This window comes from Micromonospora sp. NPDC049359 (genome assembly GCF_044466585.1).
Taxonomy (GTDB): domain Bacteria; phylum Actinomycetota; class Actinomycetes; order Mycobacteriales; family Micromonosporaceae; genus Micromonospora.
Genome location: NZ_JBITMW010000002.1, coordinates 452,668 through 476,378, shown reverse-complemented (window position 1 = coordinate 476,378; position 23,711 = coordinate 452,668). Strand labels below are relative to the sequence as shown.

At 72.4% G+C, this 23,711-nt stretch carries 21 protein-coding genes and 2 pseudogenes; 10 read left to right on the top strand and 13 right to left on the bottom strand.

Features of this window, described 5'->3' with window-relative positions:
- Positions 1–23: 23 nt before the first annotated feature.
- Both ACIBTX_RS08345 and ACIBTX_RS08340 read left to right on the top strand, forming a co-directional pair.
- Positions 24–1,130 (top strand): sugar-binding protein, encoded by a 1,107-nt coding sequence (locus ACIBTX_RS08345; protein ID WP_357120316.1) that lies wholly within the window; start codon positions 24–26, stop codon positions 1,128–1,130.
- Positions 1,131–1,242: 112 nt separating this feature from the next.
- On the top strand, positions 1,243–2,505 hold the full coding sequence (locus ACIBTX_RS08340) for an ROK family protein (RefSeq protein WP_396832241.1): 1,263 nt from the start codon (positions 1,243–1,245) through the stop codon (positions 2,503–2,505).
- Here ACIBTX_RS08340 and ACIBTX_RS08335 read toward each other — a convergent pair.
- Complete coding sequence (locus tag ACIBTX_RS08335; protein WP_357120313.1) at positions 2,502–2,840, bottom strand: hypothetical protein; 339 nt, start codon at positions 2,838–2,840, stop codon at positions 2,502–2,504. The genes ACIBTX_RS08340 and ACIBTX_RS08335 overlap by 4 nt on opposite strands.
- Before the next feature lie 92 nt (positions 2,841–2,932).
- Here ACIBTX_RS08335 and ACIBTX_RS08330 point away from each other — a divergent pair, with 92 nt between their 5' ends.
- Together ACIBTX_RS08330 and ACIBTX_RS08325 are read left to right on the top strand one after the other, a co-directional pair.
- Positions 2,933–3,898, top strand: coding sequence for an ATP-binding cassette domain-containing protein (locus ACIBTX_RS08330; RefSeq protein WP_357120310.1), 966 nt, complete (start codon positions 2,933–2,935; stop codon positions 3,896–3,898).
- Positions 3,895–4,722 (top strand): ABC transporter permease, encoded by an 828-nt coding sequence (locus ACIBTX_RS08325; RefSeq protein WP_357120307.1) that lies wholly within the window; start codon positions 3,895–3,897, stop codon positions 4,720–4,722. The genes ACIBTX_RS08330 and ACIBTX_RS08325 overlap by 4 nt, the downstream gene beginning before the upstream one ends.
- 57 nt (positions 4,723–4,779) lie before the next feature.
- Here the strand turns inward: ACIBTX_RS08325 and ACIBTX_RS08320 are convergent, their stop codons facing one another.
- The 3 genes from ACIBTX_RS08320 to ACIBTX_RS08310 are packed head-to-tail and all read right to left on the bottom strand — an operon-like array spanning position 4,780 to position 7,084.
- Positions 4,780–5,769 (bottom strand): transporter, encoded by a 990-nt coding sequence (locus ACIBTX_RS08320; RefSeq protein ID WP_357171510.1) that lies wholly within the window; start codon positions 5,767–5,769, stop codon positions 4,780–4,782.
- Complete coding sequence (locus ACIBTX_RS08315) at positions 5,766–6,656, bottom strand: ABC transporter ATP-binding protein (protein WP_357120301.1); 891 nt, start codon at positions 6,654–6,656, stop codon at positions 5,766–5,768. The genes ACIBTX_RS08320 and ACIBTX_RS08315 overlap by 4 nt, the downstream gene beginning before the upstream one ends.
- Positions 6,657–6,676: 20 nt before the next feature.
- Positions 6,677–7,084 (bottom strand): GntR family transcriptional regulator, encoded by a 408-nt coding sequence (locus tag ACIBTX_RS08310; protein WP_355050404.1) that lies wholly within the window; start codon positions 7,082–7,084, stop codon positions 6,677–6,679.
- Between the two features lie 180 nt (positions 7,085–7,264).
- Here ACIBTX_RS08310 and ACIBTX_RS08305 point away from each other — a divergent pair, with 180 nt between their 5' ends.
- Positions 7,265–8,533, top strand: a complete 1,269-nt coding sequence (locus ACIBTX_RS08305; protein WP_396832240.1) for an Nramp family divalent metal transporter — start codon at positions 7,265–7,267, stop codon at positions 8,531–8,533.
- 35 nt (positions 8,534–8,568) lie between these two features.
- Here ACIBTX_RS08305 and ACIBTX_RS08300 read toward each other — a convergent pair whose 3' ends face one another.
- Positions 8,569–8,778 (bottom strand): hypothetical protein, encoded by a 210-nt coding sequence (locus tag ACIBTX_RS08300; RefSeq protein ID WP_357120294.1) that lies wholly within the window; start codon positions 8,776–8,778, stop codon positions 8,569–8,571.
- Between the two features lie 171 nt (positions 8,779–8,949).
- Here ACIBTX_RS08300 and ACIBTX_RS08295 point away from each other — a divergent pair, with 171 nt between their 5' ends.
- On the top strand, positions 8,950–9,210 hold the full coding sequence (locus ACIBTX_RS08295) for a hypothetical protein (RefSeq protein ID WP_357120291.1): 261 nt from the start codon (positions 8,950–8,952) through the stop codon (positions 9,208–9,210).
- 397 nt (positions 9,211–9,607) lie between these two features.
- On the opposite strand, the gene ACIBTX_RS08290 is transcribed toward ACIBTX_RS08295, so the two are convergent.
- The 7 genes and pseudogenes from ACIBTX_RS08290 to ACIBTX_RS08260 form a co-directional block, all read right to left on the bottom strand.
- On the bottom strand, positions 9,608–9,880 hold the full coding sequence (locus tag ACIBTX_RS08290; protein WP_357120288.1) for a hypothetical protein: 273 nt from the start codon (positions 9,878–9,880) through the stop codon (positions 9,608–9,610).
- A 65-nt stretch (positions 9,881–9,945) separates the two neighbouring features.
- Positions 9,946–12,771 carry a DUF5682 family protein gene (locus ACIBTX_RS08285; RefSeq protein ID WP_396832239.1) on the bottom strand — a complete coding sequence of 942 codons (2,826 nt, stop codon included), beginning with the start codon at positions 12,769–12,771 and terminating at the stop codon, positions 9,946–9,948.
- On the bottom strand, positions 12,768–13,880 hold the full coding sequence (locus tag ACIBTX_RS08280) for an AAA family ATPase (RefSeq protein ID WP_357171515.1): 1,113 nt from the start codon (positions 13,878–13,880) through the stop codon (positions 12,768–12,770). Before ACIBTX_RS08280 ends, ACIBTX_RS08285 begins: the two co-directional genes overlap by 4 nt.
- Before the next feature lie 14 nt (positions 13,881–13,894).
- A pseudogene (locus ACIBTX_RS08275) lies at positions 13,895–15,025 on the bottom strand (VWA domain-containing protein); the annotation flags it as partial.
- Positions 15,026–15,148: 123 nt separating this feature from the next.
- Positions 15,149–15,409 (bottom strand): annotated as a pseudogene (locus ACIBTX_RS08270) (VWA containing CoxE family protein); the annotation flags it as partial.
- Entirely contained in the window at positions 15,406–16,797 is a 1,392-nt protein-coding gene (locus tag ACIBTX_RS08265; protein WP_396832238.1) for a hypothetical protein, read from the bottom strand. The pseudogene ACIBTX_RS08270 and the gene ACIBTX_RS08265, both read right to left, overlap by 4 nt.
- A complete protein-coding gene (locus ACIBTX_RS08260; protein ID WP_357120799.1) occupies positions 16,797–17,264 on the bottom strand; it encodes a hypothetical protein in 468 nt (155 codons plus the stop codon). The genes ACIBTX_RS08265 and ACIBTX_RS08260 overlap by 1 nt, the downstream gene beginning before the upstream one ends.
- Before the next feature lie 277 nt (positions 17,265–17,541).
- Between ACIBTX_RS08260 and ACIBTX_RS08255 the strand changes: the two genes are divergently transcribed.
- The 4 genes from ACIBTX_RS08255 to ACIBTX_RS08240 are packed head-to-tail and all read left to right on the top strand — an operon-like array spanning position 17,542 to position 21,520.
- Complete coding sequence (locus tag ACIBTX_RS08255) at positions 17,542–18,654, top strand: hypothetical protein (RefSeq protein WP_396832237.1); 1,113 nt, start codon at positions 17,542–17,544, stop codon at positions 18,652–18,654.
- Between the two features lie 34 nt (positions 18,655–18,688).
- Positions 18,689–19,735: a nitronate monooxygenase gene (locus tag ACIBTX_RS08250; RefSeq protein ID WP_363661511.1), complete on the top strand. Its 1,047-nt coding sequence runs from the start codon at positions 18,689–18,691 to the stop codon at positions 19,733–19,735.
- A 48-nt stretch (positions 19,736–19,783) separates the two neighbouring features.
- Complete coding sequence (locus tag ACIBTX_RS08245; RefSeq protein ID WP_396832236.1) at positions 19,784–20,875, top strand: cellulose binding domain-containing protein; 1,092 nt, start codon at positions 19,784–19,786, stop codon at positions 20,873–20,875.
- A 15-nt stretch (positions 20,876–20,890) separates the two neighbouring features.
- Positions 20,891–21,520: a hypothetical protein gene (locus tag ACIBTX_RS08240; protein ID WP_363661510.1), complete on the top strand. Its 630-nt coding sequence runs from the start codon at positions 20,891–20,893 to the stop codon at positions 21,518–21,520.
- A 41-nt stretch (positions 21,521–21,561) separates the two neighbouring features.
- Here the strand turns inward: ACIBTX_RS08240 and ACIBTX_RS08235 are convergent, their stop codons facing one another.
- Positions 21,562–23,601, bottom strand: coding sequence for a glycosyl hydrolase family 28-related protein (locus tag ACIBTX_RS08235; protein WP_396832235.1), 2,040 nt, complete (start codon positions 23,599–23,601; stop codon positions 21,562–21,564).
- Positions 23,602–23,711: the final 110 nt, after the last annotated feature.

Genomic DNA, 23,711 nt, shown 5'->3' with positions numbered 1-23,711 from the left:
ATCCAGAAAGGCAAGTCCTCACCATGCGTAAAATCTTCGGCTCGTCGGTGGTGGCCATCAGCGCCGCTGCCATGCTGGCCCTGGCCGGCTGCGGCTCCGGCCGCGACGGCGACTCCGGCAGCTCGGGTGGCGGCGACGCCAAGGGCTTCGCGGCGAACTCGCTGATCGGCGTGGCCCTGCCGGCCAAGACCTCGGAGAACTGGGTCCTCGCCGGTGACCTGTTCACCAACGGTCTCAAGGAGGCCGGTTTCCAGGCTGACGTGCAGTACGCCGGCGCGTCGACCACGGTCGCCGACCAGCAGGCCCAGATCACCGCCATGACCACCAAGGGCGCCAAGGTCATCGTCATCGGCGCGACCGACGCCGCGCAGCTGGCGACCCAGGTCGCCGCGGCGCACGCCGCCGGCGCCAAGGTGATCGCGTACGACCGGCTCATCACCAACACGCCGGACCTCGACTACTACGTCGCGTTCGACAACTTCAAGGTCGGCCAGCTCCAGGGCCAGGCCCTGCTGGACGGCATGAAGGCCAAGAAGCCGAACGGCCCGTACAACATCGAGCTGTTCTCCGGTTCGCCGGACGACAACAACGCCGGTGTCTTCTTCAACGGCGCGATGGACGTGCTCAAGCCGGAGATCGACAAGGGCAACGTCGTCGTCGCCTCGGGTCAGAAGGACGTCAAGCAGACCGCCATTCAGGGCTGGAAGGCCGAGGGTGCGCAGGCCCGCATGGACCAGCTGCTGACCTCGACCTACGGCAACAAGGAGCTGGACGGCGTCCTCTCCCCGAACGACACCCTGGCCCGCGCCATCCTGACCTCGGTCAAGGGTGCCGGCAAGCCGACCCCGATCGTCACCGGTCAGGACTCCGAGGTCGAGTCGGTCAAGTCGATCGTCAAGGGCGAGCAGTACATGACGATCAACAAGGACACCCGCAACCTGGTGAAGGAGACCATCAACATGGTCAAGGCTCTCCAGGCCGGTAACACCCCGCAGGTGAACGACACCAAGTCCTACAACAACGGCAGCAAGGTCGTCGACACGTTCCTGCTCCCGCCGGTCGCCGTCACCAAGGCGAACGTGGTCGAGGCGTACGCCAACGACCCGAAGCTCGCGCCGCTCACCAAGTAATCAGCACACGGTAAGCAGCAACGCCGATGGGTCCCGGATCTCCTCTTCCGGGGCCCATCGTCGTCCGCGCCCCATCGTTCACCCGGCACCGATCCGTGAAGGAGGTCTGACCGTGGCGACACCCGTGCGGTCCAGGCCAGCCGGCGCCGGTCGTACCGCCGACACCCCACTGCCCCCGGTCCCCGGCGCGAGCCAGGAGGAGATCCGACGGCAGAACCTCGGCGCCGTGCTGCGCTACGTGCACCTGCACGGGCCGACGTCGCGGGCCGAGCTGACCAGCCGTCTCGGCCTGAACCGCAGCACCATCGGCGCCCTCGCCGCCGACCTGACCGCCAGCGGTCTGGTCACCGAGGAGGCGCCGGCCACGACCCGCCGCGCCGGCCGCCCCTCCCTCGTGGTCAGCCCTCGCTCCGACCGGGTCTACGCGCACGCGCTCAGCATCGACGCGGACCGACTGCGGGCGGCGCGGATCGGCCTCGGCGGTCGCATCCTCGACCTGCGGGAGGCACCCCGTCCCGGTGGAATGTCGGCCGTCGACGCCGTCCGCCCCCTGGCCGACCTCGTGCGCGGGATGGAGCGCGGCGTCGCCTCCGACGCGCTGCTGGTCGGCGGCGCGGTCGCCGTCACCGACACCACCCGCGACGCCGACGGCGGCCTGCGCATCGTCGGCGTCGAGGAGGGCCTGAGCGCAGCCCTCGAGGCCGAGCTGACCGACTGCCCAGGATTCGTGGCCGGAGATCTGGCCGACATCGCGGGCCTGGCCGAGCACATCCGGGGTGTGGCCCCCGGTATCGACGACCTCATCTACCTGCACGGCGACCTCGGCATCAGCGCCGGCATCGTGGTCGGTGGCCGACTGATGATCGGCCACCGGGGCCACAGCGGCAAGGTCGGCCACATGGTGGTCAACCCGAACGGACTGCCGTGCGGCTGCGGCTCCCGTGGTTGCTGGGAAACCGAGATCTCCGAGGCCGCGCTGCTGCGGCACGCCGGCCTCGACCCCGACGACCGGACCGCTGTGGCCGACGTGCTGCGCGCGGCGGCGGACGGCGACGCGACCGCCCGCGCCGCCGTCGAGCGGGTCGCCGACTGGCTCGGGTTCGGCGTCGCCAACCTGGTCAACGTGGTCAACCCGGACGCCGTGGTGTTCGGTGGCTCGCTGCGCGACATCTTCATCGCCGGGGCGGACACGGTGCGGCGGCGGCTGGACGCCATGCCGCTGCCGGCCTCCCGTGAGCACCTGCGGTTGCGGGCTGCGGCTCTCGGCCGGGACGCCGTCCTGATCGGGGCCGCCGAGCTGGCCTTCGACAAGCTGCTGGCCGATCCGCTCAACGTCGGCGTCGCCGGCCAGTCAAGTTCCGTCGACCCGATCTAGGCGATCTCCCGCACCACGCTGGTGCCGTTGCCCGGCCGGGACTCCCAGGCCCAGGACTCGTGCAGCTCCAGGCGGTCGTCGGCCCGGACCCGCACCTGCGAGACGCAGTGGCCGGTGGACGTCTGGCCCTCGGCATTGAGTTGGACGTAGCGAAAGTCCAACCGGTCGCCGTCGCGGGTGCCCACGAGACAGCCGCGTCGGATGGACCCACCGGCGTACTCGGCCCAGACCTCGCCCGCCCGCTCGTGGTAGGTGAAGACCGTCTCGGTGCCCACCTCACCGGCCACCACGTCCGTCACCGCGGCGAACCGCCGGCCGTCCAACGAGATCGTCATGCCGGGGACGCTAGTCGACCCACCAATCCCGTACGGTCTACCGTACCGTGTACGGTAGACCTTCGGTGTCCGGCTGTGGGAAGGGGACGGGTGTGACGACGAGCGGCGCGGCGATAGTGGTGCGAGGGCTGCGGAAGCGGTACGGGGACCGGTTGGCCCTGGACGGGTTCGACCTTGAGGTGGCCAGCGGGACGGTGTGTGGCCTGCTCGGTCCCAACGGGGCCGGCAAGACCACGTCGGTACGGATCCTGTCCACGCTGCTGCGCCCGGACGAGGGGCACGCCGAGGTCGCCGGGTTCGACGTGACCCGCCAGCCCGACCAGGTGCGCTACCGGATCGGCCTGGTGGGGCAGCATCCCGCGCTGGACGAGGCGCTCAGTGGCCGGCAGAACCTCGTGCTCTTCGGCCTGCTGTTCCACCTGGGCCGTCGCCGGGCCCGGCAGCGGGCGGTCGAGCTGTTGGAGCGGTTCGGCCTGGCCGACGTCGGCGAGCAGCCGGTCAGCACGTACTCCGGGGGCATGCGTCGCCGGTTGGACCTGGCCGCCGGCATGGTCCTCGCCCCCGCCGTGCTGTTCCTCGACGAACCCACCACCGGGCTGGACCCGCGCGGCCGGAGCGAGGTGTGGGAGTCGATCCGCGGGCTGGTCCGCGCGGGCACCACCGTCCTGCTCACCACCCAGCACCTGGACGAGGCGGACCAGCTCGCCGACCGGATCTCGGTGGTCGAGGCCGGGCGCATCGTCGCCGAAGGCACCCCCGACGAGCTGAAGACGCAGCTCGGCGGCGACCGGATCGAGGTGGTCGTGGGGGAGCCCGCCGACCTCGCGATCGCCGTCGCGCAGATGCGTCGGGTGGTCGCCGACGAACCGACTGTCGACGTGGACCGGCGCGCGGTCAGCGCCGGCGTGGGGCACCGGGCCGGCGCGCTCGTCGAGGTGCTGCGGGCGCTCGACGCCGCGCAGGTCACGGTGGTCGACATCGCCCTGCGGCGACCCACCCTCGACGACGTCTTCCTGCACGTCACGGGTGGTCGGGCCACCGTGGAGGTGACCGCGTGAGCGCCACACACCCGCCCGCGACCGTGGACCTGACGCCCGGCCGGCCCGCTGCCCTGACAGACAGCGGTGCCCTGGTCTGGCGTGGCCTGGCCCGGTGGCGACGTGACCCCGGGCCGCTGGTCGCCTCGCTCGGTTTCAACATCCTGATCGTGCTGATCTTCGCCTACCTGTTCGGCGGGGCGATGCAGGTCCCCGACGGGGGCAGCTACCGGGAGTTCCTGATGCCCGGCATGTTCGTGATGACGATGGTGTTCGGCATCAGCCTCACCACGATCGCCGTCGCCGACGACCTGGAGCGTGGGGTCACCGACCGGCTCCGTTCGATGCCGGTCGCACCACTCGCCCCGCTCGTCGCCCGCGCGGTGACCGACCTGCTCTTCGCGCTGGTCACCCTCGCGGTGCTGCTGGCCACCGGCCTCGCCGTCGGCTGGCGGGCACACGGCGGCGTCGGCGCCGCGCTGGGCGCGGCGGGACTGATCCTGCTGCTGCGCTTCGCCCTGGTCTGGGTCGGCATCTTCCTCGGCCTGGTCGCCCGGGGACAGACGGCCGTGGTCGCGGTGCAGACCCTGGAGTTTCCGCTCGGCTTCCTCTCCAACGCGTTCGTCGCGCCGTCCACCATGCCGGCCTGGCTCGGCGCGGTGGCCGCCTGGAACCCGCTGTCGGCGACCGTCGGCGCCGCCCGGGAGCTGTTCGGCAACCCGGGCTGGGGTGGCGACTCGTGGGCCGCGCGGCACTACCTCTGGTTGGCGGTGGCCTGGCCGATCGCGCTGGTTGCCGTGTTCCTGCCGCTCTCGGTCGCCCGCTACCGGCGGCTGGGCCGCTGAGGCCGGCAGGGACGGGTGATCGCCGGGCCCCCGTGGCTCCGGCGATCACCCGCCCGGTTACGCGATCCGGCGGACCCGACGCACCGCGAGGTAGAGCAGGAGCGCGGCGAGGGCCACGAAGATGCCCGTCTCGATGCTCTGGAACAGCCAGAACCGGTCGGCCGGCTGGTACATCTCCCAGTTGTACGCGCCCGGCCCGAGACCCAGGTCGGCACCGCAGACTCGGCCGTCCGGGCCCTTGCCGCCCGGCGGGCACTGGATGCGGGTGTTCTCCGCGACCATCGTCCCGTCGGCGTCGCGGATTCCCACGGCGAGAACCCAGTTGCCCCGGTCGCCCTCCGGAATCCCACCCCCCTCGATCGGGAAGGTCTGGGTTTTGGCGGGCTGGTAGTGCGGTCGGGCCAGGATCTCCACGGCCGCCCGCACGCCGATGAACCCGGCGAGGGTGATGCCCATGGCGGGCAGCATCCGCTTCCACACGGTGCCGGCGAAGATACCCAGCGCCACGGCGAAGAGTGTGTAGCCGATCGGGACGGTGCCCTGGAGGTCGAAGACGATCATGCCGAGCCGGCCCTCGTACGCGGCGTCGGTGAGCGGGTCGACCCACCAGGACATACCCAGCCCGTAGGCCGTCGCGAGGGCCAGGACGCCCGCGCCCACCAGCCCGAACTTCACCAGGGCCCAGTGGGTCCGGCCGACACCCTGGGTCCAGACGAACCGGTGGGTGCCCTGCTCCACCTCGCGGGCGACCAGCGGCGCGCCCCAGAACAGGCCGACCAGCACCGGCAGGGTGATCAGCAGGACGGCCACCAGGTTCAGGCTGCCGTACTGGTTACTGAAGCGGTGGAACCCCGCGTCGCAGGCCTCCCGGGTCGCCGCCGCCACGTTCGGGTCGTCGAGCTGACGCACGCATGTGGCCAGGTCGAGGTCGGCGAAGGTGCTCCGCATCGAGAGGCCGATCGGCACCAGCACCGCGGCGAGCACCAGGAACCCCAGGAGGGTGTAGAACGCCTGCTTGCGGTGTTGCCGCCAGGTCAGCCAGATCATGCCGCCACCCCCCACTCGCTGTGACTGGTCTGCGTGACGCCGTCGGCGAGGTAGGCCAGGACGACGTCCTCCAGGCTGACGTCGCGGACCGTCCAGGCCGGGTCGGTGACGGGACCGTCGGTGCGTACCAGCAGCGTGGACTGCCGGTCGGTGTGGCTGGCCCGGACCACGTGCGCCACGCCCCCGATCGGACCGCCGTCGTGCCGCGGGCCGACGAGCTGCCGGTGCCCGGCAACCAGGTCGTCGACCGAGCCGGTGAGCTGCACCTGGGCCGCGTTGAGCACGATCAGGTAGTCGCAGACGCGCTCCAGGTCGGCCAGCAGGTGCGAGGAGAGCAGAACGGTGGTGCCGGAATCCGCCACGCTGCCCATCAGCGACTGGAGGAACTCCCGACGGGCCAGCGGATCGAGGCTGGCCACCGGCTCGTCGAGCAGCAGCAGCCGGGGTTGTTTGGCCAGTGCGAGAGCGAGCGCCACCTGGGCCCGTTGCCCGCCGGACAGTTTGCCGACCGGCTTGTCGGGCGGTATCCCGAGCTGCGCCAACCGGGTCCGGGCCAGTGCCGCGTCCCATCGCCGGTTCAGCTTGCCGCCGGCGACGACCAGTTCGGCAGCGGTGAAGTCCCGGTACAGCGGCGTGTCCTGGGCGACGAACCCGATGTCGGCCAGCCCTTCCGTGTCGCCGTACGGCGACCTGCCGAACACCCGCACCACGCCCTCGTCGGGCTTGAGTAGCCCGACCGCCAGGTGCAGCAACGTGCTCTTGCCCGCGCCGTTGGGCCCGACCAGCGCGGCGATCCGGCCGGCCGGAAGGTGCAGCGAACAGTCCCGTAGCGCCCACGTTCTGCCGTACCGCTTGCCCAGCCGGTCGGCCTCCAAGACCATCTCCATCCTCTGTCCTCTCGTACCGCTCACGCGGGTTCCTTCTGTGGGGCGTCGTCGGTGAGGGTGGCGCGCAGCGTGGTCTCCACCAGGGCGACGACGTCCTCGGCCGTGAGGCCGGCGGCCCGCGCCCGCTGCAACCACGCCACGAGGTCGTCACGCAGCTCGGCCTGGTTGGGCAGGGACGCGCCGGCCAGGGTGCGCTGGACGAACGTGCCCACCCCGGGCCGGCCGCCGACCAGACCCTCGATCTCCAACTCCCGGTACGCCTTCAGCACCGTGTTCGGGTTGATCGCCAGTGACTGGGCGACGTCCCGAACCTTCGGCAGCTGATCGCCGGGTGCGAGCAGACCGACGCGCAGCGCCTGCTTCACCTGCTGCACGAGCTGCATGTAGGTGTTCACCTTCGACCGGCTGTCGAGCACGAACTCGATCACTCGTGATGATCCTTCCTGTTGTCCTACGACAGTAGGACTATGAGACAGCTTGGTCGGGTCGGCGACGCCTGTCAAGCGCGAAGGGACCGTGGCACCCGTGGGCCACCGACTGGCACCGACGGGTCAGCCGCCCGGGAAGGGAACCGGCACGCGATCCGTACTCGAACGGGGAGGTGCTCGATGGTCACCAACGACCTCCGGGCGACGACGGCGACACCGCTGCAGATCGCCCGCGCCCGGGGCCGGGTACGCGGACGGCTGATCCTGCTCGGCCCGGCGTTCGTCGCCGCCGTGGCGTACGTCGACCCGGGCAACTTCGCCACCAACTCGGCGGCCGGCGCCCGCTACGGGTACCTGCTGGTCTGGGTCGTGGTGGTGGCCAACCTGATGGCCATGCTGGTGCAGACACTCACCGCCAAGCTGGGCCTGGCCACCGGCCGCAGCCTGCCCGAGCTGTGCCGTGAGCGCCTGCCCCGCCCGCTCAACCGGATGATGTGGGTGCAGGCCGAGCTGGTGGCGATGGCCACCGACCTGGCCGAGGTCATCGGGGGAGCGGTCGCCCTCTACCTCCTCTTCGGCATTCCGCTGCTACCCGGCGGGCTGATCATCGGCGCGGCCGCGTTCGTCGTGCTCGCCCTGCGCTCGCGCGGGTTCCGCGCCTTCGAGATCGCCGTCGCCGTGCTGCTCGGCGTCATCGTCCTGGCGTTCGCGGCCAACCTGCTCGCCGCCGGCTCCGACCCGGGCTCGGCCATGGCCGGCCTCGTGCCCCGCCTCCAGGGCACCGACAGCGTCCTGCTGGCCGCCGGCATCCTCGGGGCGACGGTCATGCCGCACGTCATCTACGTGCACTCCGCGCTGACCCGCGACCGCATCCCCGCGACCGACGACGCCGAACGCCGTACCCTCTTCCGGGGCCAACGCACCGACGTGCTGCTCGCCCTGACGGCGGCCGGCGCGGTCAACCTCGCCATGCTGCTGATCGCGGCGGCCAGCTTCCGGGGCGGCGGCCCGGTGGGCGCCGACAGCCTGGAGGGGGTGCACGCCGGCCTGGGCGAGAGCATCGGCACGGCCGCCGCCTTCGGGTTCGCCGTCGCCCTGCTGGTCTCCGGGCTCGCCTCCACGAGCGTCGGCACCTACGCGGGTGAGGTGATCATGCAGGGCTTCCTGCGCCGCCGGGTTCCGCTGCTGCTGCGCCGCCTGGTCACCCTGGCGCCCGCCGTGGCCGTGCTCGCCATCGGCCTCGACCCCACCCGCGCCCTCGTGCTGTCGCAGGTCATCCTCAGCTTCGGCATCCCGTTCGCGCTGATCCCGGTGGTCGCCTTCACCCGTCGCCGGGACCTCATGGGCAACCTCGTCAACCACCCACTGACCACGGTCGCCGCGTCCGGAGTCGCCGTCCTGGTCGTCGCGCTCAACGCCTTCCTGCTGTGGCAGGTCGTCACCGGCTGAGCCAGCCGGTGTCAGTGCCGGGAAGGCGGACGGGGCTACTCGTCCTCGTCTACCGGGCGGGGGCGTCGGTGTTCGGCGATGTACTTCTCCACATCAGCCTTGAGCCAGATCGAACCAACCGACAGTCGGGCGTACGGAGCTGGGAAGTGCGGCGACTGCTGGATCTGGCGGAACCGTGAGCGGCCCACCCCGAGCATCGCCAGGACCTCGCCCGCCGCGACGAGTTCGCCCGGTCCATCTGCCATGCGAACGAAGGTAGACCGGCCGTGACGGGTCAACATGAATGTGCTCAGATAGGCGCGCCAGGGTTGACAGGGGGGTAGCGTCCGGGATGGGATCTGTCTACGCCCGTCGCCGCGCAAGGCGGAGCCCGGCGGCGACGGGTGCCCCGTCCGACACCACCCCTGGAGGCTGGAGTGGAACAGGAACAAGAGGTAGAGCGGCTACGCGAGTGGGTGAGCCAGCTCGAGGCGTCACTCATGGCTGTCCGGCGAGAACTCTTCGACGCCCGTGGCCGGCTGGCCGCCATCGCGCAAATGATCGAAGACCTCGAGCGGGTCCAACGAGCACCTGGCGTCATCTTCGGAACCGTCAACGCGATCATTCATAGCCAGTCGTCGACCCTACGCTGGTCTGACCGATGGTCGCCGGTCCGCTATCAGGGGGTTCAGCAGTGAGCGGCCAGCGGCACGCCCCGGTCCGGCCGTTCTGGTTCTGCGCGTCCTGTGTGCTCCCCTGGCCGTGCGAGCACGCGAAAGTCGAACTCGTGGCCGACTACTCGGACGAGCCGAAGCTGCTCGGGGTGGACATGGCCGACTGCCTGACTGAGGCGAGCCGGGATCTGACCGACCTGTACCGGACCGCACCCGACCCGGTGGAGCACTACGGCCGGTTCTTGGGCTGGGTCAAGCAGGCCTTGACCGCCCACCGACACCGCGGCTCCGGTCGTGTGCTGTGCCGCCCCACCTGTGGGGCAGCTCGACAGGCACCGCCGACAACAGTCACCTCCACTGGTTCTAAGCGACGGGCCCCCCGCCGGTAGGGCGGGGGCACCGCCGTATCCGGCATGGGCGCTCAGGTGCGGCGGCCCTCGTCCCGCGCGGGGATCTCCTGACGCTGTTCGAGGGCGTCCGCCGGGTTGGCGTCGGCCGGCAGGGACGTCACCTCCTCCAGGGCGCCGGCCGGTAGCGCGCCCTGCTCGGCCAGGTCGGCCTCGGACGCCTCCGGGTCCACGTCGCCGGAGACCCGGTCCGGCGGCCCCACGTCGAACGCGTCCTGCCGCTGCTCGGCGGCGTCCGCCTCCGGAGGAGGGAACTGGTCGCCCTGTTCGTCCCGGTACGTGCTCATCAAAGCCTCCTACCCGGCGGAAGTCGCCATGACGCCGGGCCGCTGCCTACCCGCCGCCGTCGCGCTCACGCCTGGCGCACCACCCGCGCGGCCACGGCCTCGACCGTCTCGGGATGCCTCGCCAGCAGCCCCGCCACCGCACCCTGCTCGGCGGGAGCGTCGTCGGCCGGCAGCCACCCGCCGTCGTACCCGAGCAGACCGGAGATCGCGTCGACCACCTCGGGATGCGCGGCGAGGAGGACACCGACCCGCCGCCGCGGCGCGGCCACGGCGCGTTGGTCGTCCACCCGCCCGACAGGTGGGGCCGCGACCCACGGCGGCACCCAGGAATCCAGCTCCGGCAGCGCCTCCGGGAAGGTGCGTCCGGCCTCCCGGATCAGGAGCGGAACCAGCTCCGGACCCTGCTCCCGCAGTGTCGTGATCAGGGTCGGCAACCAGGGCAGCAGCACCGGATCGGGCAGCCGGGCGAAGGCCGTGGAGATCGTCTCGACGACGAACGGCGCGAGACCGGGCACCGGTTCCAGCGCGTGCACGAATCCGGCCAGGTACTGCGGGAAGGCCGGCACCACCAGCGGGTTGGCCAGCAGCTCGGCACACCGGGCCCGCAGATCGGCCACCGACAGCAGGCCGAGCTGGTGTCGGCCCGCCCAGAGCAGCGCCACCTTCGCCGGCGCGGTCGGGTGTGACTGCGCGACGGCCAGTTCCAGCTGGGAGCGGTCGCAGCCCAACGACAGTGCCAGACCCTCCATCGAGAACAGGAAGCCGAGCATCGCGCCGACCTGCCGCACGTTGGTCTCGTCGCTGGTGATCGCGGTGGGCAGCAGGGTGCAGTAGTGCGCGTACCCGGTCGTCACGAACGCCTCGCACCAGGCCGGCAGGGTCGGCGCGGTGGCCCGGTGATGCGCCAGCAACCGTCGGATGCGGCGCAACACGTCGGGAGCGTCGTCGACGGTGCGCGCGGTGGCGAGCAGCTCCACCGCCCGCGCCCCCAGCTCGTCGACCAGACGTGGGCTGTCGAGCAGCCGGATCGCGTCCTCGACCGCGGCCAGAGCGCTGGCGGCGGTGGCGTCCGGGCCGCGCACCGCCCGGCGCAGTCGTTGCTCCAGGACCTGCTCGACGGTCACACCCTCGTAGCCGAGCTCGATCAACGCCCGCTGATGGTGACCGAGCGCCAGGTCCCAGCTCTCCTGGACCGAGCGCTGACCGAGCCGCCGCTCACCCATGATCGGGCGGACCGCGGCCGGTGGCAGCAGATGCCGCAGGATCCACAGCAGGTCCGAGCAGCGGCCCAGCGCCGGCTCGGCGTTCAGGTCCAGCAGCGCCCGCTGGACGGTCCGCTTCTCCAGAGCCAGGCCGAGCGGTTCCAGCCGATCGAACACGTCGCGGGCCAGCGGCGGCAGAGCGTCGTAGCCGACCTGACCTATCCGGTCGCCGCCCAGCAGGATCTCGCGGAGCCGTCGGACGTCCCGCCGGCCGGGCACCACGTCCTTCTCGATGCAGGTGACCGCGGCGTCGGCGAAGTCGTACGGGGTGGGCCGGGCCCGGTTGCGCAGCCCGGCCAGCAGGACCGACGTCTCGAAGACCGCGATGGCGTCGGCGGTGCTCGCCAGATATCCGTTGCGGCGAGCCAACCGGACGATGTCGACACACCAGCCGCGCAGCTCCGCCTCGTCCAGACCGTCCGGGCGCGGTGGCGCGGCGAGGAAGCCGGTGAGTCGGTCATCGACCGGCCCGGCGGGGGAGGGGACCGTCGTGACCCGACCGCGTCGCCCCCGGACGGCCGTCGTGCGTTGGCCGCCGAGCTGGTACGGCGACAGCCCGTGGCGGCGTACCTCCTTGGCCCAGGTCGCCGCGGCGATGGAGACCGAACCGGACGCCAGCCCGAACTGTGCCTCGATCGCCGAGTGGCTGGACGGGATCAGCCCGTACCGCCAGCGGGTGTCGGTGCGCGGGGTGATCTCGAAATCGTCCGCGCCGGAGCCCAGCCCGAACTGCTCGACCCGGCTGGCGGCGTGGAACGCGCCGCAGACGTAGAGGCAGTGCGCCGGATCGACGCCGGAGGTGGCCAGGTGCTGACGCATCCGCGTCCACATGTACCGCTCGCGATCCTCGTCGCGATCGAGCCGATCCGCGTCGGCCGGGCGCAGCCGCCGGAACAGGCTGCCGATCAGCACCATCACCTGCCGGTACGTGTCGTGGTCGGCGTCGGCCAGCGGGCGTTCCACGTACTGGTCCCACCATTCCGACCAGTGCCGCACCTTGCCGTGGTGCAGCAGGTACGCCTCCAGCTCCGCGAACCGCGGTCGCAGGTCGCCGATCTCCACCCCGACGGCGTCGCCGTGCAGTCCCGATCCCGCACCGGTGCCGGTCGGCCCGTTCGCGCTGCTCGCGCCGGTCGGCTGGTCGCGCGGCGACCACTGGAAGACGTGGTCGGAGGAGCGGTCCACCAGCACCAGCTCCACGCCGGGGGTCTCCAGCGCGTACGCGATGGCCTGGTATTCCGCCGACGCCTCGGTGATCGGTGCGACGACGCTGAGCGGCCCCCAGTCGGCCGGAAAGCCGGACAGCTCCGACGCGAACGCCTGCACCGCCACCGGCAGGCGGCAGTTGCGCAACTCGCCGAGCAGCGGCTGGAGATCCTCGCACAGCTCCAGGTAGATCACCCGGGGCTGTTTGGCGCGCAGCCGGCGCACCATGGCCAGCGCGGAGGCCGGCGAGTGGTGGCAGACCGGGAAGATCTCCAGCGGCTCGCCGAGCGCCCGGTCGACATCGTCGACCATCCCGGCGAGGATCGCGCCGAGCGCGTCGGAGGACCCCGCGAACGCGGTCGCCGCGTCGGTGAGCTGCTCGCGGAGCGCGCCGAACGTGCCGGCGACTGTCGACGCGGTCACGAGAGGGACGCGATCGCCTGACGGCCGCCGTCCAGGAAGCCCGCCCAGCCGTCGTCGTCCTTGCGGGCCCGTGGCTCGACCACGCCGTGCAGGTACTTGTTGAGGATTGCCAGGTCTTCCGGGCTGCGCCGGGCCAGCGATCCGACCAACGACCCGGCGAGCGTCGCCGCGCGCAGCGTACGGTCGCCGAAGAACTGGCTGTGCAGGATCGCGTCCTCCAGCACGCCGATCTGCTCGGCGGTCGACAGTGCCGACTCCAGCTTCTCCTCGTCGCTCGTCGCCGCCGCGGCGCCGGCGCGCAGGTCGGCGAAGCTCTGCAACAGGATGTCCAGCAGGGTGGGCGGCACGTCCAGCTCGATGCGGTGCCGGCGCAGCAACTCCTCGGTGCGGAACCGCACGATCTCGGCCTCGCTGCGCTTGTTGGTGACCACCGGGATCCGGACGAAGTTGAACCGCCGCTTGAGCGCCGAGGAGAGGTCGTTGACGCCCCGGTCGCGGCTGTTCGCCGTTGCGATGATCGAGAAACCGGGTTGGGCGAAGACGATGTTGTCCTGGTCCAGCTCGGGGATCGCGACGTACTTCTCGGACAGGATCGAGATCAGCGCGTCCTGTACGTCGCTGGTGGAGCGGGTCAACTCCTCGAAGCGACCGACCACGCCACGCTCCATCGCCGTCATGATCGGCGACGGGATCATCGACTCCCGGGACTGGCCCTTGGCGATCACCATGGACACGTTCCACGAGTACTTGATGTGGTCCTCCGTCGTGCCGGCGGTGCCCTGCACGACCAGGGTCGAGTTGCGGCAGATGGCCGCGGCCAGCAACTCGGCCAGCCAGCTCTTGCCGGTGCCGGGGTCACCGATCAGCAGCAGGCCCCGGTCCGAGGCGAGGGTGACGATGGCGCGTTCGACGAAACTGCGGTCGCCGAACCACTTCTGCGGGATCTCCCGGGACAGGCCGTCAGCCCGCTCCGACCCGAGGATGAACAGCCGGACCATGCGCGGGCTCAGGCGCCACGAGAACGGCTTCGGACCGGTGTCGACCGACTCGAGGAAATCCAGCTCGTCGGCGTACGTGACCTCGGCGGGGGCGCGCAACATCTCGGACATGAGGGGGTGCTCTCCTAAGTGAGGAAGTTCTTCAGCTCGACGACGAGCTTGCGGATGTGGCCGGAGATGACCGGGGTGCCCTGGTCCTTCAGGCGTTGCCGGAACCAGGGGTTGACGCTCTGCTGGCCCGAGCTGCTGACCGAGCCCACCGGAATGACCTTGGCGCCGGAGCGGTGGACGGCCTGCAGGCCGTCGAAGACCGCCTGGTGGTTGACCTCGTAGAAGTCGGAGATCCACACCAGCACCGTGTTCTTCGGCTCGGCGATCTTCGGCCGCGCCAGCGTCAGCGCCGCCGTGCCGTCGGTGCCGCCACCGAGCTGCGTACGCAGCAACACCTCGAACGGGTCGTGCACCCACGGGGTGAGGTCTAGTGCCCGGGTGTCGTACGCGATCAGGTGCACGTCCACCTTCGGCAGGCCGGCGAAGATCGAGGCGAGGATCGTGCAGTTGACCATCGCGTCGACCATCGAGCCGGACTGGTCGACCACCACGATGAGCCGGGACGGAGTGGTGCGCCGTGCGGTGTGCCGGTAGTAGAGCCGGTCGACGTAGAGCCGCTCGTCGTCCGGACTCCAGTTGGTCAGGTTCTGCCAGATGGTCCGGTCGAGATCCAGGTTGCGGAACACCCGCTTGGGCGGCACCGACCTGTCGAGCGCGCCGACACTCGTCTGTTGCACCTGCGTCCGGAGCACCTCGGCGACCTCGTCGACGAAGCGCCGGATCAACGCCTTGGCGTTCGCCAGCGCCAGTCCGGACAGGTTGGCCTTGTCCCGTAGCAACTGCTCGATCAGCGACATGCTCGGGGTCAGCTGACTGGCCAGCGCGGGGTCGGCAAGCACCTCCCGCAGGTGCATCCGTCGGACCAGGTCACCCTCCAGCCCGGCGAGGGTGCCGCCCAGCCCGCCGCTCTGACGGCGCAGCTCGCCGGGCTCGCAGCCGAGTGCCTGCTCGAACCAGCCGGCATCGGACTGCCACCGCGCCAGCTGGGTCGCGCTGACCGGGCCGGAGCCGGTGGCGAACACGTTCAGCAGCACCTTCGACACGAGCGCGGCGCGGCGTACCTCGGCGGCACCGGGCAGATAGGCCGAATCCGCGCGCGGCCCGTCGTCGTGCGGCGCAGCGTCGTCCGGTTCAGCGTCGTCCGGTTCAGCGTCGTGCGGTTCAGCGTCGTCCGGTTCAGCGTCGTCCGGTTCAGCGTCGTCCCGCCCGCTGTCCGACCCAACGGCCCGAGGCCCGATGGCGTCCGGTCCGGTGGCGTCGGGTCCGGTGGCGTCGGGCTCGGCGTCGGTGGGGGTGAGCAGGCCGCGCAGCTCGGCCGCGAGCGTCGGGAAGCGCTGGACGATGGTGTCCACCGAGACGGCCGGATTCAGCAGGGCGGCGGGCAGCCCGAGGTCGTCGACCACGGCGACGCTCGCCGACTCCAGGCTGGGCTGCTCGTCGTGGTCGAAGAGGCGGGACAAGAGCCGCCAGTAGAGAACCTGACGGCGGTTGGCGTCGGCGAACCCGCCGGTGGGGATCGGCGTGGTCATCGGCGCAGCAACCGTCCCGCGCGTTCGCGCAGCACGGCCACGGCGTCGCCCGCCCGCGCCTCCTCCTTGGCGATCTTCGGATCGGTGACGCCGCACGCCCAGTCGCCGTTGTGCGCCGGCACCGTTCGCCGCTTCACCGTGCCCAGCACCGCCAACGGCTGGAGCTGCCACCGGTCGTCGTCCCAGCGCAGGAGCCCCAGGCTGGCGGACGCGGTGGCGACCAGGTCGACGGTCAGCGGACCGGCGGCCGGCAACCTGTCGACGGCCAGCGGTATCCGTTCGCCGTCCACCTCGACGGCGAGGGTGCCGGCCTCGTCCCGGATCACGGGCCCTTCCACGAGGACGGGCTCGGCGATGCCCGCCGGGTGTCGATCCAGGGGGTCGGTCGCGGCCGTGGTCGCCGCGGGCAACAGGACCCGGGCAGTGGCGAACGGGTCGGCGGGCTCGTCGAGCCGGACCCGGTCGTCGACCCAGCCCAGGTCGCCGCCGCGCAGCGGCAGGTCGGTCACGGTCAACGCCCGCTTGTCGGCCAGCGCGGTGAGCAGCGCCGGATGGTGCGACAACAGCCGCCAGATCGCCGGACCGACGATGGTGTCGACCTTCGCCGCGGTGACCGCCGTGCGGACCAGCCGCGCCGGGCCGCCGTCCGCCGGCTCCAGGATGGCGTGCAGTTGGATCTGCACCGCGGTGTCGTGACTGTGCACGTCCACACCGAGCGGCAACAGCCGCCCGGAGACCGAGGGCGTCGCCTCGGGCGGTGGCGTGCCCTCGGCGAGCAGGACCCCGCGAGCCCAGAGATCGGCCCACCGGCGTGCCGGCACCCGCGCCATGGTGGCGACCGGAACGCAGGCCCGCAGCTCGGCGGCGAGCCCGTCGAGCAGCACCGCGACGCGTCGTAGCTCCGGCACGAGGAGGCTGGTCTCGACCACCCCGGCGGCCACGGAGAGCAGCTCGTGGTCGACGCCCCGCCAGCCGGTGAGCGCCACCTCGTGCCACCACGCCCGCGCGCCGGCGAGCGCGGCCGGCGCCTCGGGAGGCACGCTGGTCGGTGTCGTCCACGACGACCGCGTGCGGCCGAGTGTCTCGTCGAGCTGCCTGAGCAGGGCGTCGTGTGCCGTGCCGAGCAGCGCCGAGCGCGCTCCGGCGAGCGCGGCGAGGTGCTGCGGGGCGACCGACCCGGCGACGACCGCGTCCACCGCGACGGCCACCGGGCCACCCAGTGGCGTGCCGGTGAGCGCGTCGGCGAACGCGGCCAGTGCGGAGGCGCCCCGCTCGCCGACCCGGCCGAAACCGTCGATGAGGGCGTCGTCGAAGCCGGCCACCACATCGAGCGCGTCGGTCAACCCGGCCGGGGCCGTACGCAGGGGCGCGACCTGGGCGCCGCGCATCAGCGGGCGGCCCGGGTCGCCGGGAACCAGTGCAGCTCGGGCAGCGGGGCCGTGCTGACGGGAACCTCAAGGTAGGCGAGGTGGCGCAGGAAGCGACTGAACACCACCGCCGCCGACGCCGGCTCGGGCTGACCGTCCAGCCGGGCCAGCAGCTCCGCTCCGCTGGCCACCCCGTCGCCGACGTCGACCCGCAGGTAGCGGGCGACGCGGTCGACGCCGTACTGGAGGAGCGCCTCGTCCGCGAGCGCGTGCAAGTGCTTGCACGGGGTGGCGCGCAAGCCCCCGCACGGCCGGTTGTTGTTGGTGCTGCACTGGTAGGCGTGGGTGCCGGCCGCGACCGACGAGACGTAGACCCGCTCGACGTCCGACCCGCTGGAGACCACGCCCTGCAGACGTCCGTCGGCCAGCTCGACGAAGGGCACCTTCGCCAGTTTGCGGGAGCGGGCGGGCGGCAGTACCGCCACCACGCTGCGCCGCCGCCAGTCGGCTTCGTCGGCGTTCGTCACGTCACGGCCTCCCACGTTGAGAAGAATGCAGGGTGGTGCGCGCGCGGCCGGCGTCGGCGGCGCTGCGACGACACGATCATGGACCACGGGTACGACAGAGCCGGGTGCGGTGCGGGCACGGCGGCGCGGCCCGGAGCGCGGATGCCGTCGGGTCCGCGCGCTTGGTCGCCGTCGCCGTCCCCGATCGGCCAGGATGGGCGGGACGGCCGGGCCACCGGCCGCGACGAGGAGGCGGACGATGCGGGTACGCGGCTGGCTGACCCGGGGGCGGCGCGTCCGCACGACGGCGGTGGCGACTCTCGTCGCGGGCGCGGCGTCGCTGGCCGTGGCCCTACCGGCGGCTCCGGCGGCGGCCGGTGCCGCAAAAGCGGGCGACCCGGTGTGCGAGATCCGCGACGAGCGGCTCAACGAGCTGTCCGGGATGGTCACCACCGACGACGGGTACGTCGTGGTCAACGACGGCGCCGACGACGAGGCCCGCCGACGGATCTTCTTCCTCGACAAGAATTGCGCGGTGGCGCGGACCGTCAGCTACCCCACCCGGCCCCGGGACACCGAGGACCTGGCCGTCGGCCGGGACGGCACCCTCTGGGTGGCCGACATCGGTGACAACGACCGCAACCGCGAGACGATCGCGCTGTGGCGGCTCGCGCCGGGCGCGGACCGGCCGGTGCTCCACCGGATGACGTATCCGGACAATCCGCACGACGCGGAGGCGCTGCTGATCGACGCGTCCGGCCGTCCGCTGATCATCACCAAGGGTGGCAGCGGCACCGTCGTCCTGTACGCCCCGATCACCGCGCTGAAGCCGGGCGCCACCACGCCGCTGGCCTCCGTGGGCAAGGTGGTCCTGCCGGCCACCACGACCAGCAATCCGTACTCGTTTCTCGGCCGGAGCGTCGTGACCGGCGCGGCGAGCGCGCCGGACGGCCGCCGGGTGGTGCTACGCAGCTACGCCGACGCGTTCGAGTACGACGTGGCCGGCGACGACCTGGTCGGCGCGCTGACCGGCGGTACCCCGCGGATCACGCCGCTGCCGGACGAGCCGCAGGGCGAGTCGATCACCTACAGCCGGGACGGCCGGTCGCTGCTCACCGTCTCCGAGTCCGCCGACCAGCCGGCCGGCAGCCGCCCGACGATCCTGCGGTACCCCGCGACGGTGGCCCCCGCCGCTCATCCCGCGGAGTCGACCACGGCGGCCCCGCCGTCGCCCGCCGCGGCCAGCCCGGCGGCGCAGGCGGCCGGTATCGGCGGCGGCCAGGTGTGGTCGCTGGCGGCCGGCGCCGGGACGCTGCTGGCGCTGCTCGCCGTGGCCGGACTGCTGTGGCGGCGGCACACCGACCGACGTTGAGGGGCAGACCGGCGCGGTACGGGAGGATGGGTGGATGTCCGTGCTGTCCGCGCTACGCCACCCGATCGTCGCCGCCCCGATGGCCGGCGGCCCGTCCACGCCGGATCTCGTGTCGGCGGTCTCCGCCGCCGGTGGACTCGGGTTCCTGGCCGCCGGCATGATCGACACCGGCCGGCTGGTCGCCGACATCGCCGCGGTGCGCGCCCGTACCGACCGGCCGTTCGGGGTCAACGTCTTCCTCCCCGGTGACGGTCGGGTCGACGAGGCCGCCGTCTCGGCGTACGCGCGGCGGCTCGCGCCGCAGGCCGAGCAGTTCGGGGTGACGCTCGGCGATCCGGTGGGCGGGGACGACGCGTACCCCGAAAAGCTGGCCGCGCTCCTCGCGGACCCGGTGCCGGTGGTGTCCTTCGCGTTCGGACTGCCCGACCGCGCCGCAGTGACGGCGTTGCGGGAGCGCGGCACCGAGGTGTGGGCGACGGTCACCCGACCGGACGCCGCCACCGCCGCCGCCGACCTGGGCGTCGACGCCGTCATCGTGCAGGGCACCGAGGCCGGCGGGCACCGCGGCGGTCTGCCGGACGACGACGACTACGCGCTGCTGCCGCTGCTCCGGCTGGTCGCCGGAGGTGACCGTCCGCTGGTGGCGGCGGGCGGCATCGCCGACGGCCCCGCGCTGGCGGCGGCGCTGGCCGCCGGGGCGGTCGCGGCGCAGGTCGGTACGGCGTTCCTGCGCTGCCCGGAGGCGGGCAGCTCGCCGTTGCACCGCGCGGCGGTGGCCAGCGTCGCCCCGACCGCGCTGACCCGGGCTTACACCGGCAAGCGGGCCCGTGGCGTGGTCAACGACTTCCTGCGGACGCACGACGCGCAGGCGCCGGTCGGCTACCCGCAGGTGCTGCACCTGACCCGTCCGCTGCTCGCCGCCGCCCGACGCGACGGCGACGCCTCGGTGGCGAACCTGTGGGCCGGGCAGGCGCACCCTCTCGCCCGGGACGTGCCGGCGGCCGAGTTGGTCGTCGAGCTGAGCACCGCCGCCCGGGTGGCGCTGACGGAGGCCGTCGAGCGGGCGGGCCGCTGGGGCTGAGCCGGCCTCCGACCCCGGAGTCTCCTGGCCACCCGTTAGAGTCTCGCCGTGATCGAGATCGGCGCGCACGTCGACCTGTCCCACCCGTCCGACCGGGTCTGGCTCGCACTGACGGATCGGGAGTTGCTCGGCCGCTGGTTCGCCGAGGCGGACATGGTGGAGGGAGTACCGGACCGGCTGCGGCTGCACACGGCCGACCTGCCCGGCTTCGACGCCGACGTCGAGGTCGAGGTGACCGAGCGGCAGGTGCCGGAGCTGCTCGCGTTGCGCTGCGACGAGGCCGGCCGGCTCACCGAGCTGACCTGCACCGTCACCGCCACCCGAGAGGGCAGTCGGCTGGCCGTGCGGGAGGTGCCGACCCACGGCGCCTGGTCGGACGAGCAGCGCGACGCCCGCGACCAGCAACTGCGTCAGGCGCTCACCGTGCGTCTGCCGGCCATTCTGGACTGGCTCGCGTTCCAGCAGGTCGACCTGCGCCGAGGCGAGGCCGGGATGACCACCGAACTGCCGGTGATCGCGGCGGCGACCGGTCCGGCTCGGCGTCGGCGGCGGACGGTCGTCGTCGGGCTCGTCGGGGTGCTGCTGGCGGCCGGGGCAATAACGTGGCTGACGCTGCCGGACGAGTCGAACCCGGTGACCGCGCCCACCTCGTCGCCGACCCCGACGCCACCGCAGCCGAGCGTCGTGGCGGCGACGCCGACCACACAACCCAGGGCCACGGCCTCCGCACGCCCGTCGCGCACCGCGACGCCGACCAGCGCCCGTCCGACGCGTACCGCGTCGGCGAAGCCGTCGCCCACTTCCACTCCCACCGGGCCGCCGCCCCCGCCCCCGCTGGTCGCGCGGTACGACACCGCCTCCAGTCGGCTGTTCGGCTACACCGGGGAGGTGGTGGTGGACAATCCGGGGCCCGCGCCCGTCGAGCAGTGGGTCGTGGTGGTGACCCTGGCCGAGGGCAGCAGCGTGGACGACGTCGACGGGGCGGACTCGTCCCGGGACGGGCAGGTGCTCACCCTCACCGGCGCGGCCCTGCCGGCCGGCGGGTCGCGGACGATCCGCTTCGACGTCCGCGACAGCCGACCCAAGGCCCGGGAGCCAGAGGGGTGCACCGTGGGCGGCAACCCGTGCGCGGGGTTCTGACTAGGCTCCGGACGCATGGCACTGCTGCACCGGGCGACACTGCGCCCCACGAAGCTCGAACTGCTGACGACCTGGCTGCCCGACCGACCCTGGTACCGGGGACCGGCCGGCGTCGAGGTGGTGAGTAGGGGGGCGTACCGCTTCGACGACCCGGCCGGCGAGGTCGGCGTGGAGACGATCCTGGTCTCCGCCGCCGACGGGCCGGTCCACCAGGTTCCACTGACCTACCGCGCCGCGCCGCTCGACGACGCCGACGAGTGGCTGGTCGGTACCACCGATCATTCGGCGCTCGGCCGCCGCTGGGTGTACGACGCCTGCGCCGACCCGGTGTACGCGTCGGCGCTGACCCACGCCGTCCTGAGCGGCGCCGGCCAGGCGGAGCAGTACTTCGAGGTCGACGGTCGGCGCGAGGTGCGAGCGCCGGCGATGACGATCGACGTCGACGGCGGCGGCGACGTGCCGGAGGTCGGCGCGGTTCGGCGGGTCGTCGACGGGGACGACACCGTCATCGTCACCGACACGGTGGAGCTGGTCGTCGTCCGCCGGCCGGTCGCCGGGGCGGGCGAGGTTCGGGGCGTCACCCTGCGCGGTTCCTGGGACGGCCAGCCGACGACCGTGCCGCTGGCGTACGTCCGCACGCGTTAGACGGCGGTGGGCGGCCCGGTCGACCGGGCCGCCCACCGCGTTCACCACTGTGCCGGAGGCGGCGGCGGTGCGACCGGCGGCCGGTCGTCGCAGGTGATCGTGTTGGGCAGCAGCCACGGCGCGAGCCAGCCGCCGTCGTTGCCACCCAGGTCGGTCAGCGTGAACTCCGAGCCGGCCGGGGTGAAGTGGAACGACCCGCAGTTGTTGACGCCGACCGCGCCCACGTTGCGGGCGTCCACGTTGGCGAACGAGGCAGAGCCGGCCGTACGGGCGCTGACCACCGAGGTGCCCGTGCCGTCGACCCGGACGTCGCGGAAGCGCACGTTGGTGATCGAGTAGAGGTCCTTCACCGGCCAGTCGCTGACCAGCATGATCGCGTTGTAGGTGCTGTCCAGGTACGCGTCGCCGGTGACCTCGATGGCCGCGTCGATGCTGCGGTCCAGCGCGAACATCCAGATGGCGCCGAGCCCGATGTTCCAGTTCAGCTCGTACGTGCCGGCACGGGCCGTGGTGTTGCCGGTGAACCGCAGGTACCCGGCGAACGGCTCCGCGCCGAAGCGGGCGCCGGCGTGCAGGCCGCTGCCCTCGCGGACCGGGTCGGCGACGAGGTTGTGCGAGACGGTCGTGTCGGTGCCGCCGTAGATGGCGATGCCGTTGGCCAGCGTCGGAGACTGCACGGTGTTGTGGTCGAACGTGTTGCGGGCGTTGGCGGTCTTCTCCGACCACATCGCCAGGCCGTCGTCGCCGGTGTTGCGGACGAAGGTGTGCGCGACGAGAGAGTCGGTCACGCCGGTGTGGAAATTGAGCGCGTCGGCGATCTGGTCGACGATGATGGTGTTGGTGATGCGGACGTTGCGCATCGGCCCGTCGAACCACACGCCGACCTTGGTGTGCCGCAGGTGCAGCCCGTCAATGGTGGAGTCACTCATCGCGCCACCGATGGCGTTGACCTGATCGGTGTCGATGCGCTCGCGGACGTCGCCCTCGATGGCGAAGCCGGACAGGTGCACGTTGCGGCTGCCGCCGTCGGCGGCGTCGCGGCCGTAGAACCCGACGCCGGTGTGCACCGAGCCGTCCGGCGCGGGGGTCGACAGGGCGACCTCGCGGCCCTTGATGATGGTGTGCCAGTTGCCGGCGCCCTCGATCGTCACGTCGTCGACGATGATGTGCCGGTTGACCTGGTACGTGCCCGGCGGGATGTACACCTTCAGGTGGGTGCGGCGGGCGAAGGCGATGGCCTTGTCGATCGCGTCGGCGGAGTCCCGTCGGCCGGTCGGGTCGGCGCCGAACGCGAGGACGTTCGCCGCGAGCAGCCGTACCCGCGGCGGCGCGACCAGTTCGGAGTCGAGCAGGTCGATGACCGTCCAGGCGGCGGCGGTGCCGGTCGGCGCGGTGAGCCGGACCTTGTCACCGGCCCGGTAGGTGCGCCCGAGCAGCAGTCGCTGCTCGTCGTAGAAGTGGGTGGGCCGGAACGGCGTGGTGATGCTCGGGTACGGCGTGGTGGCCGACGGCACGCACTGGCACTCGGTGATCCACCAGTCCGGGTGCAGCAGGCCGGCCTGCGGGTCGTTGGTGAACGGGTACTGGTTGTAGAGCCACGAGTACTGCGAGGTCAGCGTCATGGTGCGCACGTGCTTGCCGTTGACGGCGACCGTCAGCGGCGCGGTCATCCCGCCGCCGGACGGCGCGTCCGGGATGCTGTACCGCACGGTGATCCCGTTGGCGGCGCTGGGCAGGACGAACTCGACGTACTCGCCCGGGGTGAGTCGGACGGCCCGGCGGCCGGACGCCTCGGCGGGCAGGGTGTAGGCGGACCGGTCGGGGCCGATGATCTCGCCGTTGGTGCGGGCGTTCTCGGCCTCCTGTTCGACGAAGTCGACGTCGGCCCCGCGCCCGGCGACCAGTGCCGGATCGAGTGCCGCCCGGGTGACGACCGGCTGCGTGCCGGGTGACGTGGCCGAGCCGGCGGCGGCGACGGTGGGTCCGGCGACCAGCACGGCGAGGCCGGTCGCGAGCGCGACGGCGGTGGCGACCGGGCGGCGGCCCGGGCGTCCGCGCGCCGGCAGGATGCTGCGAGACATCGGTGACCCTCCTGGGTGGGTGGTGGTGGAGGTCCGCCCGGCGTTCCCCTGGACGCCCGACATTGAGCGTCATGATGCAGCACCCCGCAGTCTCCTGCAAGACATCAATC